The sequence below is a fragment of the Bradyrhizobium sp. 956_D2_N1_4 genome, from assembly GCF_052076025.1.
Taxonomy (GTDB): domain Bacteria; phylum Pseudomonadota; class Alphaproteobacteria; order Rhizobiales; family Xanthobacteraceae; genus Bradyrhizobium; species Bradyrhizobium barranii.
The window spans coordinates 5223288-5239811 of record NZ_CP197237.1; the positions used below are offsets into that span (position 1 = coordinate 5223288).

Annotated in this window: 12 protein-coding genes; 4 read left to right on the top strand and 8 right to left on the bottom strand. The window is 65.6% G+C overall.

Features of this window, described 5'->3' with window-relative positions:
- The first annotated feature begins 27 nt into the window (after positions 1-27).
- Together AB7535_RS24880 and AB7535_RS24885 are read left to right on the top strand one after the other, a co-directional pair.
- The gene (locus AB7535_RS24880) at positions 28-1071 is read left to right on the top strand and encodes an alpha/beta fold hydrolase (RefSeq protein WP_085402457.1); all 1044 of its coding nucleotides are present in this window, start codon (positions 28-30) and stop codon (positions 1069-1071) included.
- A gap of 106 nt (positions 1072-1177) precedes the next feature.
- On the top strand, positions 1178-1897 hold the full coding sequence (locus AB7535_RS24885) for a hypothetical protein (protein ID WP_085402456.1): 720 nt from the start codon (positions 1178-1180) through the stop codon (positions 1895-1897).
- A gap of 6 nt (positions 1898-1903) precedes the next feature.
- Here AB7535_RS24885 and AB7535_RS24890 read toward each other — a convergent pair whose 3' ends face one another.
- Positions 1904-4783 carry an ATP-binding protein gene (locus AB7535_RS24890; RefSeq protein ID WP_439037055.1) on the bottom strand — a complete coding sequence of 960 codons (2880 nt, stop codon included), beginning with the start codon at positions 4781-4783 and terminating at the stop codon, positions 1904-1906.
- 348 nt (positions 4784-5131) lie between these two features.
- On the opposite strand from AB7535_RS24890, the gene AB7535_RS24895 reads away from it, so the two are divergent.
- Positions 5132-6109 carry an AraC family transcriptional regulator gene (locus AB7535_RS24895; RefSeq protein ID WP_063981869.1) on the top strand — a complete coding sequence of 326 codons (978 nt, stop codon included), beginning with the start codon at positions 5132-5134 and terminating at the stop codon, positions 6107-6109.
- 391 nt (positions 6110-6500) lie between these two features.
- Here AB7535_RS24895 and AB7535_RS24900 read toward each other — a convergent pair whose 3' ends face one another.
- Positions 6501-8822, bottom strand: a complete 2322-nt coding sequence (locus AB7535_RS24900; RefSeq protein ID WP_063986190.1) for a molybdopterin guanine dinucleotide-containing S/N-oxide reductase — start codon at positions 8820-8822, stop codon at positions 6501-6503.
- Positions 8823-9130: 308 nt separating this feature from the next.
- Between AB7535_RS24900 and AB7535_RS24905 the strand changes: the two genes are divergently transcribed.
- Positions 9131-9478, top strand: a complete 348-nt coding sequence (locus tag AB7535_RS24905) for a RidA family protein (protein ID WP_038958155.1) — start codon at positions 9131-9133, stop codon at positions 9476-9478.
- A 17-nt stretch (positions 9479-9495) separates the two neighbouring features.
- Here AB7535_RS24905 and AB7535_RS24910 read toward each other — a convergent pair whose 3' ends face one another.
- From AB7535_RS24910 to AB7535_RS24935, 6 genes are all read right to left on the bottom strand, one after another.
- Positions 9496-9960: a hypothetical protein gene (locus AB7535_RS24910; protein ID WP_063981868.1), complete on the bottom strand. Its 465-nt coding sequence runs from the start codon at positions 9958-9960 to the stop codon at positions 9496-9498.
- Positions 9944-10864 (bottom strand): DUF2950 domain-containing protein, encoded by a 921-nt coding sequence (locus AB7535_RS24915; RefSeq protein WP_085402454.1) that lies wholly within the window; start codon positions 10862-10864, stop codon positions 9944-9946. The genes AB7535_RS24910 and AB7535_RS24915 overlap by 17 nt, the downstream gene beginning before the upstream one ends.
- On the bottom strand, positions 10861-12588 hold the full coding sequence (locus AB7535_RS24920) for a DUF3300 domain-containing protein (protein ID WP_085402488.1): 1728 nt from the start codon (positions 12586-12588) through the stop codon (positions 10861-10863). Before AB7535_RS24920 ends, AB7535_RS24915 begins: the two co-directional genes overlap by 4 nt.
- Positions 12589-12729: 141 nt before the next feature.
- A complete protein-coding gene (locus AB7535_RS24925; protein WP_085402453.1) occupies positions 12730-14619 on the bottom strand; it encodes a sensor histidine kinase in 1890 nt (629 codons plus the stop codon).
- Between the two features lie 143 nt (positions 14620-14762).
- The gene (locus tag AB7535_RS24930) at positions 14763-15995 is read right to left on the bottom strand and encodes an HlyD family secretion protein (RefSeq protein WP_063981865.1); all 1233 of its coding nucleotides are present in this window, start codon (positions 15993-15995) and stop codon (positions 14763-14765) included.
- Positions 15988-16398 (bottom strand): hypothetical protein, encoded by a 411-nt coding sequence (locus AB7535_RS24935; protein ID WP_063981864.1) that lies wholly within the window; start codon positions 16396-16398, stop codon positions 15988-15990. Before AB7535_RS24935 ends, AB7535_RS24930 begins: the two co-directional genes overlap by 8 nt.
- Positions 16399-16524 lie beyond the last annotated feature (126 nt).

Genomic DNA, 16524 nt, shown 5'->3' on the forward strand with positions numbered 1-16524 from the left:
ACAATGCACCGACCAGAGGAGGCACACATGACCGACAACATCAGCCACGAACGACGTCGTTTCGTCGGCAGGGCTGCGATGGCGCTCGCCGCGACCCAGCTTGCGCTGAGCACGACGGCCACGGCGAAGCCGGCGAAGTCCGCCACCGTCGTCAAGCCCGGCGCCAACACCGCGTTCGCGTCCCTGAAGCAGATCGACGCCGGCCTCCTCAACGTCGGCTATGCCGAGGCGGGTCCCGCGGATGGCCCGCCCGTGATCCTGCTGCATGGCTGGCCCTATGACATCTACGCCTTCGTCGATGCCGCATCGCTGCTCGCCGCGGCCGGCCGTCGCGTGATCGTGCCTTACCTGCGCGGCTACGGCAGCACGCGTTTCCTCTCCGACTCGACGATGCGGAACGGGCAGCCGGCGGCGATCGCGGCCGACATCGTCGCCCTGATGGACGCGCTCGGAATCGACAAGGCGACGATTGCCGGATTCGACTGGGGTGCGCGCACCGCCAACATCATCGCGGCGCTCCGGCCGGAGCGGGTCAAGGCGATGGTGTCGGTGAGCGGCTACCTGATCGGCAGCCAGCAGGCCGGCAAGATGCCGCTGCCGCCGAAGGCCGAGCTGCAATGGTGGTACCAGTTCTATTTCGCGACCGAGCGCGGCCGCGAGGGCTACGACAAGTACCGCCACGATTTCTCGAAGCTGATCTGGCAGCTCGCTTCGCCCCAATGGCATTTCGACGACGCCACATTCGATCGCAGCGCGAAGGCGTTCGACAATCCGGACCATGTGGCGATCGTGATCCACAATTATCGCTGGCGGCTGGGCCTCGCCGAAGGCGAAGCGAAATACGCCGACGACGAGGCGAGATTGGCGCAAGCGCCCGTGATCGCCGTGCCCACCATCACCATGGAGGGTGACGCCAACGGGGCACCGCATCCTGAGCCGTCCGCTTACGCGAAGAAATTCTCCGGGCGCTATTCGCACCGGACCATCAAGGGCGGTATCGGCCACAATCTGCCGCAAGAGGCGCCGAAGGCCTTTGCCGACGCGGTGCTGGACGTCATGGCCGAAGCCTAGGCGCTGGACCTGCCAACGGCACTTAACAACGCTTAACGGGCGATCGTCTGCGCACGGGGGTATCTCTATTGGGGGCGACACCACCGATGCGAGAGGAAACGGCCGGATGATTCCGCTGCTGGCGAATGCGATCGAGGCCCATGGCGGGCTCGATCGATGGAATGCCCACGAGCGACTCACCGCCACGATCGTGACGGGCGGCGACCTCTGGATCTTGAAGGGCGTCGATCAGGACCAGGCGCCGCGCACGATGCGGATCGAGCTGCATCGCGAGCGGGCTTCCGTGGAGCCGTTCGGCAAGCCCGGCCAGCGCACCGACTTCAGCCCGGAGCGGATCGCCATCGTGGCCGCGGACGGCCGCATCGTCGCGGAGCGCAACAATCCGCGCGGCTCGTTCGCGCGGCACGATATGCGCACGCATTGGGATCCGCTGCATCGCGCCTATTTCAACGGCTATGCGCTCTGGACCTACATGACTGCGCCGTTCCTGCTGGCGGCGGACGGGTTCGAGGTCCGGGAGATCGCGCCCTGGCGCGAGGGCGCGGAGGTCTGGCGCGGATTGCGGGCGACCTTCCCGGCCGTGATCGCAAGCCACAGCGCCGAGCAGGATTTCTATTTTGGCCCCGACATGCTCATCCGCCGGCATGATTACCGGGTCGAGATCGCCGGTAACTTTCCGGCAGCTCAGTACGTATCCGATCCCGTCACCGTTGACGGCTTCAAGCTCCCGACCCGCCGGCGCATCTATCTGCGCGGCGACGATCTGATGCCGCTGCGTGATGAGCTGATGGTGTCGATCGATCTTACGGATTTCCGGTTCGACTGAGCCTTGTCAGGCTGATGCCTCGTCCAGCACGAGCCGTGCGGCCTTCAAATCCGCCGTCTCGAATCCTTCCGAGAACCGCGCATAGGCCGCGGCGAGATCGTCGAGCGGATTCTTGACGCCCTGCCGAAGCCGAAGCGCCGCGAGCGACATCTCCGTCCGCAATCGCCAGGACAGCGCGCCCTGCTGCTCCGCCAGCGCGAGCGATGCTGCAAAGCTCGCTTCGGCGGCACCGAGATCACCGGTCCGCGCCTCGAGGTCGCCGCGCCGGCGCAGGAGCTCGGGCATGTCAAAACCTCCGCCGCCCTGCTCGACGCGGGCGATCGTCTCGTGCAGGACCTGCAGCCCTTCCGTCAACCGTCCCAGCGCCGCCAGTCCCTGCGACAGGTCTCCGGCGAAGGCGGATGCGTAGAGCTCGTAGCGATCCGCATGCAGGCGCGGCAGCGCGCTCCGCAGCAGATCGACACCGCCGGCCGGCTCACCGCGGGCGATCATGGTCTGCGCGCGAAAGCCGGTCGCGACGGCTTCGTACGGCGCGAGTCCGTGCAAATTCGCATGGGTCGCGAGGCGTCCCGTCATCGTCTCGACGGCGGCCCAGTCGCCGACCCAGCCGAACACCGAGGATGACCAGCACAGCGCGATGCAATGCATCACCACATCGCGCGGCGCGGCGGCGCCGACGAGCGGGCGGACGCAATCGAGTGCGCGGTCGGGAAAGCCACGCAGCCACAGCACCCGCGCGAGCGGAATCTGCGGCGTGCGTGAATAGGCGAAATGCCCGGGCTCCGTCCCGCGCAGCGCGGCGTCGTCGCGCACGCCTTCATCGAGATGGGCCTGCGCCTCGGCCTGGTCGCCGGCGAGATGATAGGACACGCCGAGAAGCGCCTTGCTGCCTGCGATCCCCGCGGTGTCGCCGATCTGGCGGGCGATGCGCTCGGCCTGGCGTGCGGTCGGCACGAGGTGCCTGTAGTCGCCGGTGCGGCGATAGAACATGTTCAGCCGCGACAGCAGGCGGAACGCATTGGCGTGATCGTCGAGCGCTTCGGCGATCTCCAGCCCGCGCCGGAGTGCGGCCTCGGCCTGCTCGCTGTTGCGCTCCGTGAACATGAAGGCGTGGCCGAGCGTCGACTGCAGCTCGAGCTCCCATTTGCCGCCCTGGTTGGCATCGTCGAGCATCGCGAGCGCGCGGCCCGACCAGATGCGCGCCTCGTTCAGCAGGTTGAGCTCGACGAACAGCCTTGCGGCGCCGCCGGCGAGCGGCACGCGCAAGGCGGCACCGTCGTGGTTGGCAAAACTCCATTCCAACGCCGCACGGGCATCTGCGAGCAGGCTCGCGCGCGCCTGCAGGCGCGAAGCCGGGTCGCCGCCCTGCTCCGCCATGCTGGCTTCGAGCGTGCGCTGAACATAGGCCGTGTGACGGCGCGCGATCGCCGCCGCTTCGCCTGCGTCGACCAGCTTCTGCATGGCGTAGGCGCGCGTGGCATCCAGCAGGCGATAGCGCCGCGATGCGCCATCGGGCTGCGCCGACAGCAGCGACTTGGCCACGAGCTGCTCCAGCGCATCGACGACGCGATCGGCCGCGGCACCCTCATCCGCGGCGACTGCGATCGCCCCCTTGAGCGTGAAGGGGCCGGCGAAGATGGCGAGTCGCTGAAGCACTGTGCGTTCGCTCTCGCCGATCAGGCCAAAACTCCAGTCGAGCGTCGCGCCGAGCGTCTGCTGCCGTGGCGGCGCCGTTCGCCGTCCGCGCCATTCGAGCTTGAGCCTGGAGTCGAGCAGCGCGGCCATCTCCCGCAATCCGTAGACGCCGACGCGCACGGCGGCGAGCTCGATCGCGAGCGCGATGCCGTCGAGCTTGCCGCAGATCTCGGCCAGGACGTCGGCATCGTCGTCCGTGATATCGCCGCGATGGCCTGCGGCCGCGGCACGATCGATGAACAGCTGCGCGGCTGGATAATCCAGCACTTCACCGGCGCTGAGGCGCGCCCCTTGCGGCGGGCCGGCCAGCGGAACGAGCTCGAAGATCTGCTCGCCTTCCACCAGCAGCGACTCGCGGCTGGTGGCGAGAATGGCGATGCCCGGCGCCTCGCGATAGATGTTTTCGGCCAGACGAGCGACCTCGTCGATGACGTGCTCGCAGCTGTCGAGGATGAGAAGCAGCCGCCGTCCGCGCAGGAAATTGATGATGCTGCCTGAGGGATCATCGTGATGCACGACGAGGCCCAGAGCGGCGGCAACCGTGCTCGCGACCAGCGTGGCGTCCTTCAGCGGGCCGAATTCGAGGAAATGAACGTGGCCCTCGAATGCCTGCCACATGTCATGCGCGAGCGCGGTCGCAACCGTGGTCTTGCCGATGCCGCCCGGTCCTCGCAGCGTGACGAAGCGGTCGCTCAGCAGACGCGCCGACAACTCGGGCAGCACGTCGTCCCGACCGATCATCCGGTCCAGCCGGTGTGGCAAGGCCGCTGGCGGCACCGCTCTTTCAGGTGCACGCGGCGCGAGCGCCGGAGCGGCGTTGCGCTCGCCACGTTGCACAGGCGCGACGAAGCAATAGCCGCGGCTCGGGACGTTGGTGATGTAGCGGGCCCCGTCCTTGCCGTCGCCAAGCGCCTTGCGCAACTCCGCGACATGGACGCGCAGGCTGATCTCCTCGACCGCGAGGCCGGACCACGCGTAGCTCAGAATCTCGTTCTTCGGCACCACTTCGCCGGCACGGCTGAGGAGCAGGCGCAGAATGTCCATCGCGCGGCTGCCGAGCTTGACCGGCGCTCCGTCCCTCTCGAGCAACCGCGACCGCAGCGAAAACGGTCCGAACGAGACTGCGTCGAAATCAAGGCTCGCCCCGGCGCCATTGCCGGGCGAGCCATGTCCTGCCGGGGGTTCGGTCACTTCTGACTCATCTTGACGGCCATTTCATTCAAATGCGCGGCGACTATACCCGCCGTCGATGCGCGGTCCAGCAAGGCGCCGAGCCGGCCTCATACCGGCACATCGATCGCAGCGCGATGTTCTGCAATGTCCTCACACCGCACCGATCTGCGCAAATAATTGAAATGCTGGACAAAATCAAACGTCCTGCGGCGGGCTGTCACACTTCATGTGCTCGCACAAAATCTAACACCTCCTAATCATCACTAACGGGCTTCTTGCCTGGCTCACGCCTATCCTCTGATCGTGGAAAGCACTGAGAGTTGGCTGATCGCTGCAAGCGGCGACGAGGCCAGGAGAGGACGAGCGATGTTCAATGACTTGCAAGCAGCGCATGCCTGGATCGAATTTCCCGCCAGCCGGTGTGATCGCGAGGCTTCGCACGGGATGCGTGCAATCGCGCAGGAAAGCGGATGGCGCAAGATCGATCGCGGCCTGGACGCGGACATCACGATTTCGCGATGGGAAGACTCGCGGGCCATCTCGTCGCACGAAGCGACGACGCCGGCGGACCGCTATTTCGTCGCCATCGCGCTGAAGACCGCTCGGGTAAAGCTGACGCGGGACCGTCAGATCATCTTCGACGGCACCATGCCCGCGGGCACGCTGTACGTCAGTGCGCCATCGAAGCTTCTCGGCGTGCAATTCCATTCGCCCTGCGCTTTCCTGCACTTCCACATCTCCACCGATCATTTTTCGGCGGCGCGGCCGGCGACCGAGGGCCTCAACGACCTCGTCCTGCTGCGCGACCCGCTCGCAGCCGAGCTCGCCAAGGCACTGACCGAGCATGGCGATACCGCGGACCAGCAATTCGCGCGCTGCATCGGCGAGACCCTTGCGATGCATCTGACCCGGCTCGAGCTGCCACGCTCAAAAGTCAATGCCTTGCCGAAATGGCGGCTACGGCGCGTCGAGCAATATATCGCCGATCACTTTGATCGCTGCATCAGTCTGTCTGAGCTCGCCAATGTCGCGGGCCTCTCGAGGATGCATTTCGCGGCACAGTTCCGCGCCGCGACCGGCTACCGTCCGCGCGAATATCTGCTCAATCATCGCGTCGAGCATGCGAAGACCTTGCTCACGACGACCGAGCGGCCGCTGGCGGAGATCGCGCTTGCCGTCGGCTTCAGCACCCAGGCGCATTTTTCGACCGTGTTCAAGCGCATCAGCGGCGAGTCACCGGCACGCTGGCGTCTGGCCAGCAGGGCTGTGCTGCCTGCTACGGAGGCGCTTCCGCGGCGGCGCCCTGCCGCGGACATGGACTGGATGGTCGGCGCAGCCGCGTAGTTCGTGCGGCGGCAGGCGAATTGGAATCGAGGTATCTGAAATCAAGGGACTTGGAATCAAGCGACTTGAGATCAAGGCACTTGGCATCACGCCATCTGCAGTTCGACCGGTTTGCGATTTCTTTGGCGTGAGTGCCCTGCCACTCACGCCGGCTCGAGCCCTTTTCCTCCCGGGCCTGCGAGCCACTCGGGGCCGTCCCTCCGCCCACACAGGACGGCCCCTTTTCTTTCTGCCTCTCGTGTCCTGGACGCGCTACGGCACGGGCACGAGAGCGCAGTATGACTCACACTCCCTCCACGTCGTCGTTGCGAGCGCATTTCGCGTAGACCGGATAGAGCGCAGCGTAGTCCGGCGCCTTCGCACTACGGCCGCAGCAATCCCGGCGACGCGCCTATACCGGATCGAACGCGCGGATCGGCGGCAGATTGCCGGTGAACTTCTCCACCTCGACCGTCGTGAGCTGGCCGGTGCAGCCCTGCGCGAAGGACGAGGTACCGATGTCGCGGGTGAGCACGTTGGGATTGCCGTGAACGCAGAGCGGCGCTTCGTCCTCGGGGTCCATCGGGTCGTACCACGCGCCGGTCGGAAGCTGCACGACACCGGCCGCGATGCCGTCGGTGACGTGGACGGCGGCGAGACAGGCGCCGCGCTCGTTGAACAGCCGGATGATGTCGCCGTCCTTGATTCCGCGTGCATCGGCATCGCGTGGATTCATGCGCGCCACCTCGCGGCCGCGATGCTTCGCGCCCAGCGAATGGCCGCCGAAGTCGAGCTGGCTGTGCAGGCGCGTCACCGGCTGGTTGGCGACGAGGAAGCACGGCGCGCCGGGTTTCGGCATGTCGGTCTTGTCGAGCCAGACCGGATGGCCGGGACAATCGGCATCGCCGTGCGCGGCGATCTTGGCTGAATAGATCTCGATGCGCCCGCTCGGCGTCGGCAGAGGATGTTTGGCCGGATCCTCGCGAAAGCTGCGCAGCCGGCCGCCGTCGTCGGGCTGTTGCGGCACGACCAGGCTGCCGCGCCGCCAGAATTCGTCGAAATCAGGCGCCTCGAGGCCACGAGCTTGAAGCGAGGCGCGAGTCGGCTCGTACAGATGTTCGAGCCACTGCCGCGACGTGCGCCCTTCGGTGAAAGGTTCGCGCGCACCCAGGCGCTCGGCGAGATCGGCAAAGATGTCGTAATCGTCACGCGCAAGGCCGAAGGGCTCGGCGATCTGGTGCATCGCGACCATCAGGGGATCGTTGGTCGAATAGCCGATGTCCTCGCGCTCCAGCGTCATGGTCGAGGGCAGCACGATGTCCGCGTGCCGCGCCGTCGCGGTCCAGGCGAGCTCGTGCACGACGAACGTATCGAGCTGCGCAAAAGCCTTGCGCAAGCGGTTGATGTCCTGATGGTGATGGAAGGGATTGCCGCCGGCCCAGTAGACGAGGCGGATGTCCGGATAGGTACGCGTCTCGCCATTGTAGCGATAGGTCGTGCCGGGACTGAGCAGCATGTCGGCGATGCGCGCGACCGGAATGAAATCGCGCACGCCGTTGCGGCCCTGCCCCAGCGTCGGTCCCGGCACGTCGTTGACGCGGCGGCCATAATAGCCGATCGCGCCGAGCGAATAAGCATAGCCGCCACCGGGCAGGCCGATCTGGCCGAGCGCTGCAGCGAGCACCATGCCCATCCACACCGGCTGCTCGCCATGCTCGGCGCGCTGGAGCGAATGCGAAACGGTGATCAGTGCACGCTTTCCGGCGGCGCGGCGCGCGAGCTCGCGTATCGCGTCCGCATCGACGCCGCAAATCGCGGCGGCCCATTCGGCATGCTTGGCCTGCCCGTCGCTCTCGCCATTGAGATAGCGCAGGAACACGGGCCAGCCTTCGGTGTAGCGATCGAGGAAGGCCTGGTCGTGCAGACCTTCGCTCACAAGTGTGTGGACGATGCCGAGCATCAGGGCGGTGTCGGTGCCGGGCAGGCACGTCATCCATTCGGCGCCGGCCTCGACGGGAAGATCGTCGCGCAGCGGGCTGACCAGGATGAACGCGCAGCCGCGCCGGCGCGCGGCTTCCATGGCGCCGCGCTCGACATGCTTGCTGATCGAGCCGCCGGCCACCATGGAGTTCTTCAGCGCCATGCCGCCGAACGCCAGCACGATATCGGTGTTCTCGGCAATCTGCTCCCAGGTGACGTTGCGCTTGGTGATGTCCTCGTAGCCGGCAAGGATCTGCGGCAGCAGCACCGAGGATGCGCCCGAAGAGTAAGTGTTCACCGAGCGCACATAGCCGCCCATTGCGATGTTGAGGAAGCGATGCACCTGGCTCTGGGCGTGATGGAAGCGGCCCGCGCTCGACCAGCCGTAGGAGCCGCCGAACACGGCGCCGGGGCCGCGCGTATCGCGGATGCGGCCGAGTTCGTCGCCGAGCAGATCGAGCGCCTTCTCCCAACTGACGGAGACGAACTCATCGCGGCCGCGGCGATCGTCCGGGCCAGGTCCGCGCTCGAGCCAGCCGCGGCGGATCGCCGGCTGGGCGATGCGCGCCTGATGCCGCAGCGCGCCGGGGAAATTGCCGATGATGCCGTTCGGATCGGGGTCGCCCGCATAGGCCCTGACCTCGAGCCCGGCTTCGCTCTGACGCGCGGAAAACACGCCCCAATGCGAGGTGTGGGGCTTGAAGCCGTCAGACAGGTCGAGGCCGGGGTCGGGAAAGCCAATCGTATCGTCCATCGTCTGATCCTTGTTCCGGTACGGCACGGACCCAGCCGCTGCCGCGTCGATTCCGGTGGCAGTATACCGATCCGCATCCTGATGTCGTCGGGATCAGGGCCGTCGGAAACGCCGGGCTCCCGCGCGCAAGTGCAGCTGGGTGACCGTCCGACCGCACGACAAGCGGCGATTCTTAAGCCAATTTATTCTTTATTTTCAATATCTTGTTGGACGACCTTCGAGACGCCCCGGTCGCGAAATCTCTTCAAACGACATCGACATGGAAATGTGCGATATGCCGCCCATCCCCACAGCAGCATCGGTTCATCATGATCCAGCGCGTCTTGCCCTACGAAGGACTCCTCCACGAAGTGGTCGAGCATAATGGCGTGCTCTACATCGGCGGGATCGTCCCCGAGGACACCAGCCTCGATATGTCGGGCCAGGCCAACGACGTCCTCGGGCAGCTGGCGCGCCTGTTGACGACGCTCGGCTCCGATCTCGCCAACGTCTTGCAGGTGACCATCTTCATGACCAACCTGAAGGAGAAGGCGGAGTTCAATGCGGCCTGGAAGGCGCACTTTGCGGAAGCTCACCTGCCGGCGCGCGCTGCGATCGGCGTGGCCGATCTCGGTCCAGGCGTCAAACTCGAGATGACGGCCATCGCGGCCCGGTAACCCCAGGCTCGAGGCGCTCACTTCCAGGCGATCGTGATCGCGCTGATGTTGGAGGCGAGCTCAAGTCCGGCCTTCGGGCCTTGCAGCACGATCGTCACGCCCTTTTCGTTGCGCAGATGGGCGCCGTTGACGCCGCCGACGAGTGCGAAGCCGCCGCCGACGGAGCTATAGGTGCCGACGAAGTCGCCGACATCGCGGATGCCTGATGCCCGGCCATCAAATCTGCCGACGGTCGCACCGGCCGTGATGCCGACGCTCAAGCCGGAGACCTTGAAGGGATAATTCCGACCGCGGTAGTTCAGCACGCCACTGCCGGTGCCGCCTCCGACCAGCAGGCCAGCCTTGACGAACCTCACCTGGACATGGCCGCTCGCTTGCGCGAACGACGGCGTGGCCGGCATCGCGAGCAGGAGGAGCGCGAGCGCGGCAAGGCCGATTGCGGTCGCGCGCCGCATGCGTTCCGGTTTATGGCTTCGCGGCATCGACCTTCTTCCAGGTCTGGTCGGGATCGAACAGCGTGGTGCGCTCGGCGATGACCGCCGTGCGGTTGCCGAGATCCTTCTGGTAGACGGTGCCGGCATGATTGACGAGAAACGTCATCACGCCGGAATTGCCGTATTCGGCGGGCCAAGCGATCAGTCCGAAGCCCCCGATCATCTTGCCCTTGACGACGTAGTTGAGCGCGCCACCGGCCGCGTCGGAACCCTGGCCTTTCAGTATTCGGAAGTAGTAGCCGTGATAAGGCGCGGGTGCCTCGCCTGTGCCTTGCTTGTAGCCTTCGGCCGAGGCCTCCGCGACCAGCGCGCCGAGCGGGCTCGGATCACTGTCGTCACGCCAGAACAGGCCGTCCTTCTTGCCGGGCGTGGAAAGGAAGCGTTGCGCGTAGACACCAGCGCCCTCGCCGCGATCCTTGTCGGCGTATTCATTCTGGGCATCGACATAGGCAAGCGCGGTCTGGATCGCGTCGAGCTCGTTGCGGCCGATGCGGCGGCGAAGCACCTCGATCCGCCCCTCGTCGGTGTCGAACGCCCAGCCTGTCTTGGTGTTGAGCAGCGGAATCGGAAACGGGAAATCGTCCGGCCCCAGTATCAAGGTCGCGGTCTTGTTGCCCTCCGCCTTGATGCCGTGCTTGGCGTCGTACATCGACGTGAAGCGCTGACGGATGTCGTTGTCGGCGACCTCGTCACCGGACGAGACGATATCCTCGGCGGCCCTGCCGAGCACCTTCAAAATGTCGCCCGGCCCGCTTTTGACTGCGGCCGCGAGCGCGGCGGCCGCATCCTCCGGTGTCTTGTAGGATTGCTGCGCCTGTGCCGCCGAGCCAAGCATGGCGAGCGCCACCACGCCCGGCAGGATCGCACGATGGAGCGATTTCAGGCCGATCATGGCGTCACCTCCGCAGGGATCTTCGCGCCGTCGGCGAGCCAATCGCGGTAGGTGCGGAATGTCAGGCCAAGCTTGTCATAATAGACGCGCAGATAACCATCGCTGCCGCGCGTCACGGCGTCAGGCATCACCTTCTCCACCTCCTGCGCCATCACGCCGACATAGGCCTTGTCGCTGCCGATGTAGCTGAAGCGATAATAGCCGAGGCCGTTAGAGAGATGGCCGAGCAGGACGATGTCATGCTTCAGCGCGATGTCGGAGCGCCGCCCACCGCCGCCACCGCCGCGGCCTCCTCCTCCGCCTCCACCACCACGGAAGCCACCACCACCACCACCATGCATGGCCATTCCGCCACCGCCGCCGCGCCCGGCAAAGCTTCCGCCGCCACCGCCGCGCGGCATGCTCGCCATGCTGGAGCGTCCGCGCGCCGATGCTGCGGCCGCCGCCCGGCCCGACGAGACGTTCATCGCACCGCCGCGATTGCCGCCACCGCCTCGATTGGCGGCAGCGCCGCCGCCGGCTCGATTCGCAGCCTTTGCACGATCGCCGCCGCCCTTACCCACATTCTTGCCTGCATTCTTGGCGCGATCTCCACCACCCTTGGCACGATCTCCCGCGCCAGCACGATCGCCGCCGCCGGGCCGGTCGCCGCGATTGCCGGCACGATCACCGCGATCACCAGCACGATCTCCTGCACGGTCACCCGGACCGCCACGATCACCGGCACGGTCGCCGGCGCGATCTCCAGCCCGGTCTCCCGCACCTTGGCTCGGGCGCAGCACCTGGTTGCCGTCACGGCCGCGGAAATCCATCCGGTCCGACGCGCCCGCCCTCACATTGTTGTTGCCGAAACGCTGCTGGACGTTGGTGTTGTTATAGCGCACGCCGCCGCGATGCGCCGGATTGTGCTGCCAGCCGTTGGCGATGTTGGTGGTGCGATGATTGACGTAGACGTTGCGGTTGCCCCAGTTGCAGCCGCCGCCCCAGTAACTGCCCCAGCGCCCGATCGCCCAGGCCGAGCCAAAGGCAATGCCGGCCGCAACCACGCCGGCGCCGATATAGGACGGATATCCCCAGTAATACGGCGGATACTCCGCATAGGGCCAGGTGCCGTAGACCGTCGCCGGATCGTAATAGGGCACGTACATCTCGGCGGGATCGGCCTGCTGGATGACGACAACCTGCTTGCCTTCCTGGCTCTGAACGCTGACCTTCTGCTGTTTGGTCGTGACCAGCTTCTTGTTGTCATAGGCCTTGTTGCGCAGGCGCTGGATCGCGTCCATCACGTCGGGCTGCTGGGCGAGAAAGGCATCGCCGAGTTTCTGGGTCCATTCGAGCTTGTCGCTCATCATCGACAACACATCGGGGGTGCTGGCGAGCGCCTTGACGCTGTCGTCCCAGGCCTGCTTGTCGACCTCGGCCTTCAGCGCCTCGCCCTTCAGCGTCTTGCGCTCCTTCAGCCAGCGATCGGCCTGCACCACTTCCAGCGGATAGGTCGATGCCGCCAGGACATTGGCCAGCAGCTCGTCGGGATAGAGCGCGATCGGCGCCACCAGCGCCTCGAGCTGCTCGGGTTTCAGGAGTTCGGCGCTCGGCGGAGGCGGACTTGCGGGCTGTGCCTGCGTGCTCGGCGCCGCCGGCTTGTCAGCCGTCTGCGCGGTTGCGGTGATCGGCATCGTCAGCATCAACGCAAGCGTCATCAGGATCTTGCCGCAGCGAAACATGCCATCCTCCATCGAACTTTCCGGCCACCAAGATCGGGCCACGGCATGGGCGTTTATTGATCAAGATCAACGAAGGCCTGCTTGGCCGCCTTGTTGAGGCGCGAGAGCAATGCCGCGCCGCCGGATCGCTAAACGTCTGCGCTAGTGGATGATCGGGAGCCTGATCGTGAACAGCGCGCCGCCCGACGGCTGGTTCTCGGCGGCTATGGTGCCGTGATGGGCCTCGACGATGGTCTTGACGATTGCGAGCCCCATACCCATGCCCTGAGGCTTGGTCGTGAAGAATGGATTGAAGATGTTCGCGAGGTCGCCGACCGCAATGCCCGAACCGGTGTCGGCGATCCGGATCTCGGCGTGGCCCCCGGCGCGCCCGGTCGATACGCCGACCTCGCGCTTCTTCATGTCCGCGTCGGAGACCGCATCCAACGCATTGATGATCAGGTTGAGAACGACCTGCTGCAGCTGCACGGGGTCGCCCTTGACGTGCAGCTCCGCAGCGGCTGGCGCGTAAGCCAGCGTGATCCGGCGCCCGTCGGCGAGCGCCGTCACCAGGCCGATTGCTTCCCGTACCGTGTCGTTCAGTTCGGTGTCCTTGATTTCAAACGGCCGCTTCCTCAGGACGCTTCGAAGCCTGCGGATGACCTCGGACGCCCGCTGATCGTCGCGCCTGATGTCGGCCAGAATCTGGCGGATCTCGTTGATGTCGGGTGAAGTGGCTTTGAGCATAAGCTCCGCCGTCTCGGCATTGGTCAGAATGGAGCCGAGCGGCTGGTTCAGCTCGTGGGCAATCGACGTCGTCAACTCGCCGACGGCCGAGTACCGATTGGCGTGGGCGAGTTCGGTCAGGCGTTGTCGCGACTCGATCTCGGCCAACTGGCGGCGATGGCGCTCGCTCAGAAGTCCGCCGATGAAGCCGGCCTGTATCAAAATCACGGCCGCGATCAGCAGCATCTGCCAATGATAGCGATCCCAGAGGGCCGGCTCACGAAACAGGATTTCGCTGCCCGGCGGCAGACTGCTCTCGCCGATCCCCCAGCGCTGCAACTCCCGCCAATCATATTTCGGCGGCCCGAATCCGATCGGCTCGTATTTGATGCGGGCCGGCTTCTCGCCGCCGAGGATCCGGATCGCGGCACTGACGGTCTTCGAACTGGTTTCGGCGATGGAGTGCATGGGCCCGCCGACGCTGGCGTCGCCGAAGAAAGGTTCCTGATACGAGAAGATCGGCGCGTTCGCGACAGCATGCAGCCTGTGCAGGGCGATATCGCCCTCGTGGACAATGCCGCCGGCATCGACCAACATCAGCCCCCAGAACAGCGCGGAATGAGGCGGAAGCACCGATGCGCGCTTCAGGATCTCCTCAAACGGCAGGTCGGAGTACCAGACGAGGTCGAGCCGGCCTTCCAGCGGTTTCAACTCCCGCTTCACCTCGTCGATCCAGAATTTCTCGAGGGGCGAGGCACCGACCACAACGGCGACCGTTTTGATATCGGGCAAGAGCTTGAGAATGTTCTCGAAGGCCGCCACGAAATCATTGCGGACGGACACGACCACGTCATTGTCGGTGAGGTCCAGGCGGTTCACCAGCCGTTGTTCGACCACGGTCAGCACCGTCGGCGTTTCCGGGAAGAGCTTCGCACGGTATCTCTGCACGAACCGCGCCGCAGGTGCGCCGATGCTCAGCACGATATCGGGCGGCCTGCCCTGGTAGAGCGAACCGAGATAATCGACGAAAGGCGCTTCGGGGCCCGGACTGTTGAAACGGGCGGTGAGCAGCGTGTGCTCCTGGACGTCGAGCGGCCAGGGCGATTGCCGCTCGAGCTCGGCCTTGATGCTCCGCGCATATTCACTCCAGGGGCGAAACTCGCGGCCGAAGGAATGCAGGATCAGCACGCGCTTTGGCTCGCTGCGCGCAGCCGAGCCGGGCTCAGCGGCTCGCGCGGGCCCAGACAGCATGCACGCGGCGAGCAACAGGCCGAGACCCAACAGCGTGGTCGCAACCAGCCACTGCTTGACCGACGCCCTGATCATGCGCCCGCTCCCCTCCGCCTCGGCCGCGCTCCGGCGCCTCCGGACCACAATTCTAGCGAGAACTGGGCCGCTTCGACAGTACCGAGGACGCAGTCAAGCTGCACGCAGGACGGTCCATTCGCGAAACAATCCGACCTGGGACCTCAGTGCCCGCTCAGCACCAGCGTCTTGATCGGCAGCAGCAGCGCCTGGATGCGCAGCAGCAGCGCATGCACCAGCCCGACGCCGTCGACGACATGCAAGACAATGGCCCGGCCGGTGCTGGTCTCCTTCGCCGAGATCTCCTCGTGATTGCTGGTGTAGGCGTTGACGATGCAGCTGCTGCCCGGCGTCACGCCGTCAAGGCCGCCTTTGTAGAGCGGCTCCATGAATGCCAGGATCGTACCGGGCCGCACGACATTCTGCGCCTCAACGAGTAGCTCTCCGCTGCGGAACTGTCCGGCCGCGATGTAGTCTTGCACATTGGTGATGACCATCGGAATGATAACCCACGGCCTCGATATGCAGGTTGCTTCCGCCACCATGCCGACCTGCAAGACCTGAGCCTCGATCTGGCCAAAGCCCGCCTGCAGACTCTGCCGGCCGGCGCCCGCCGGAACCAGCACACCCGCCGGCCGCAACAGCTGATTGACCACGTCGCCGGCGCGGACCAGGAATTGCTCCACACGCCCGTCAACGCCGGCGCGGACAAAAGTCTTGTCCAGATCCACCTGCGCCTCGGCTAGCGTCGCTTCGGCGCTGGCCTTCTCGGCCGGCAAGAGCGTTGAAACGCGCAAGGCTGCCGACTGCCTCGAAGCCGTGGCGGAGTCGACCCCAGCCTGCCGCTGATCGACGAGCACCTGCAGCTTTTCGATGTCGCGCTGCGGCACGATGCCGGGATTGCGACGCTGCAACTCGGATTTGACGTCCAGTTCATCCTTGGCCTGCTGAAGGTTGGCCTTGGCTTCCTGGATCTGCGCTTCGGCCTTGACCACGTCGGATTCCGCGCTCGTCAGCGACGCATCGACCTCAGCGATCTTGCGTTTGGCGGTTTCCAGAGCCGCGCGTTGCTTCGAACTATCCAGCGTGAACAGTACGTCGCCCTTCTTCACCGCCTGGCTGTAGCCGACATTGACTTCCGCGACCCGGCCGGAGCCCTCGGGCAGGATCGGCACCGTACGGTAATACAGCGTCGCCGAGGTCGTTGACGGGTGAAAGTAGAAGATCATGGTGATGAGCGACACCGTGAGCATCAGGCAGCCGGTGATGCCCCATCGCAGCTCGTACCAGATGGAAAAGAACGTGATCTCCTTGCCGAAGCGCTTGCCCTGCGCATAGCGGCGGTAGAGATAGTCGGGCAGGATGGTCAGAAGGGAGCAGAACATGAGCTCAAACATGGCTGCGCTCCTTCTCCTTGGGGACTGACTTCTCTGCCGGTGGGGGGCTCGGTTGCTCGGGTTCGCGCCCGTCGCCCGGAGCGGCGTCAGCGATCCTCTCGACGGAGCCGGCAATGCTGCGCAGCGGCGTGCCGAAATCGGGCAGGTCGATCATCGCGAGCAGCAGGCCGGCCACCCAGAAAATGTGCAAGTGCGTAAAGAGCGAGATTATGCCCAGCACCGCCACGATCTCGAATTGCAGCTTCTGCGACTTGTGCGCCATGCGCTCAGGCAGGCTGTGCAGCTTCCAATAGAGCGTGCCCACCCAGAGCACGGTGCCGATCAGGAAGATCCCCATCACCACCATCAGCGGGTCCACCCCGCTTCCCGGCGCGAGATAGAACGGCAGATGATGCGGGGCCATCGGATGAAGTTGCTCGCTCAACGTTCTCTCCTCGACAGGCGCGTTTCCACTTGAATGCGTCGAATGCAGTGTCGGTATCGGGTGGCGCAATTGCTTGATTTGGATCAACGGGCCTGGAACGGCCCC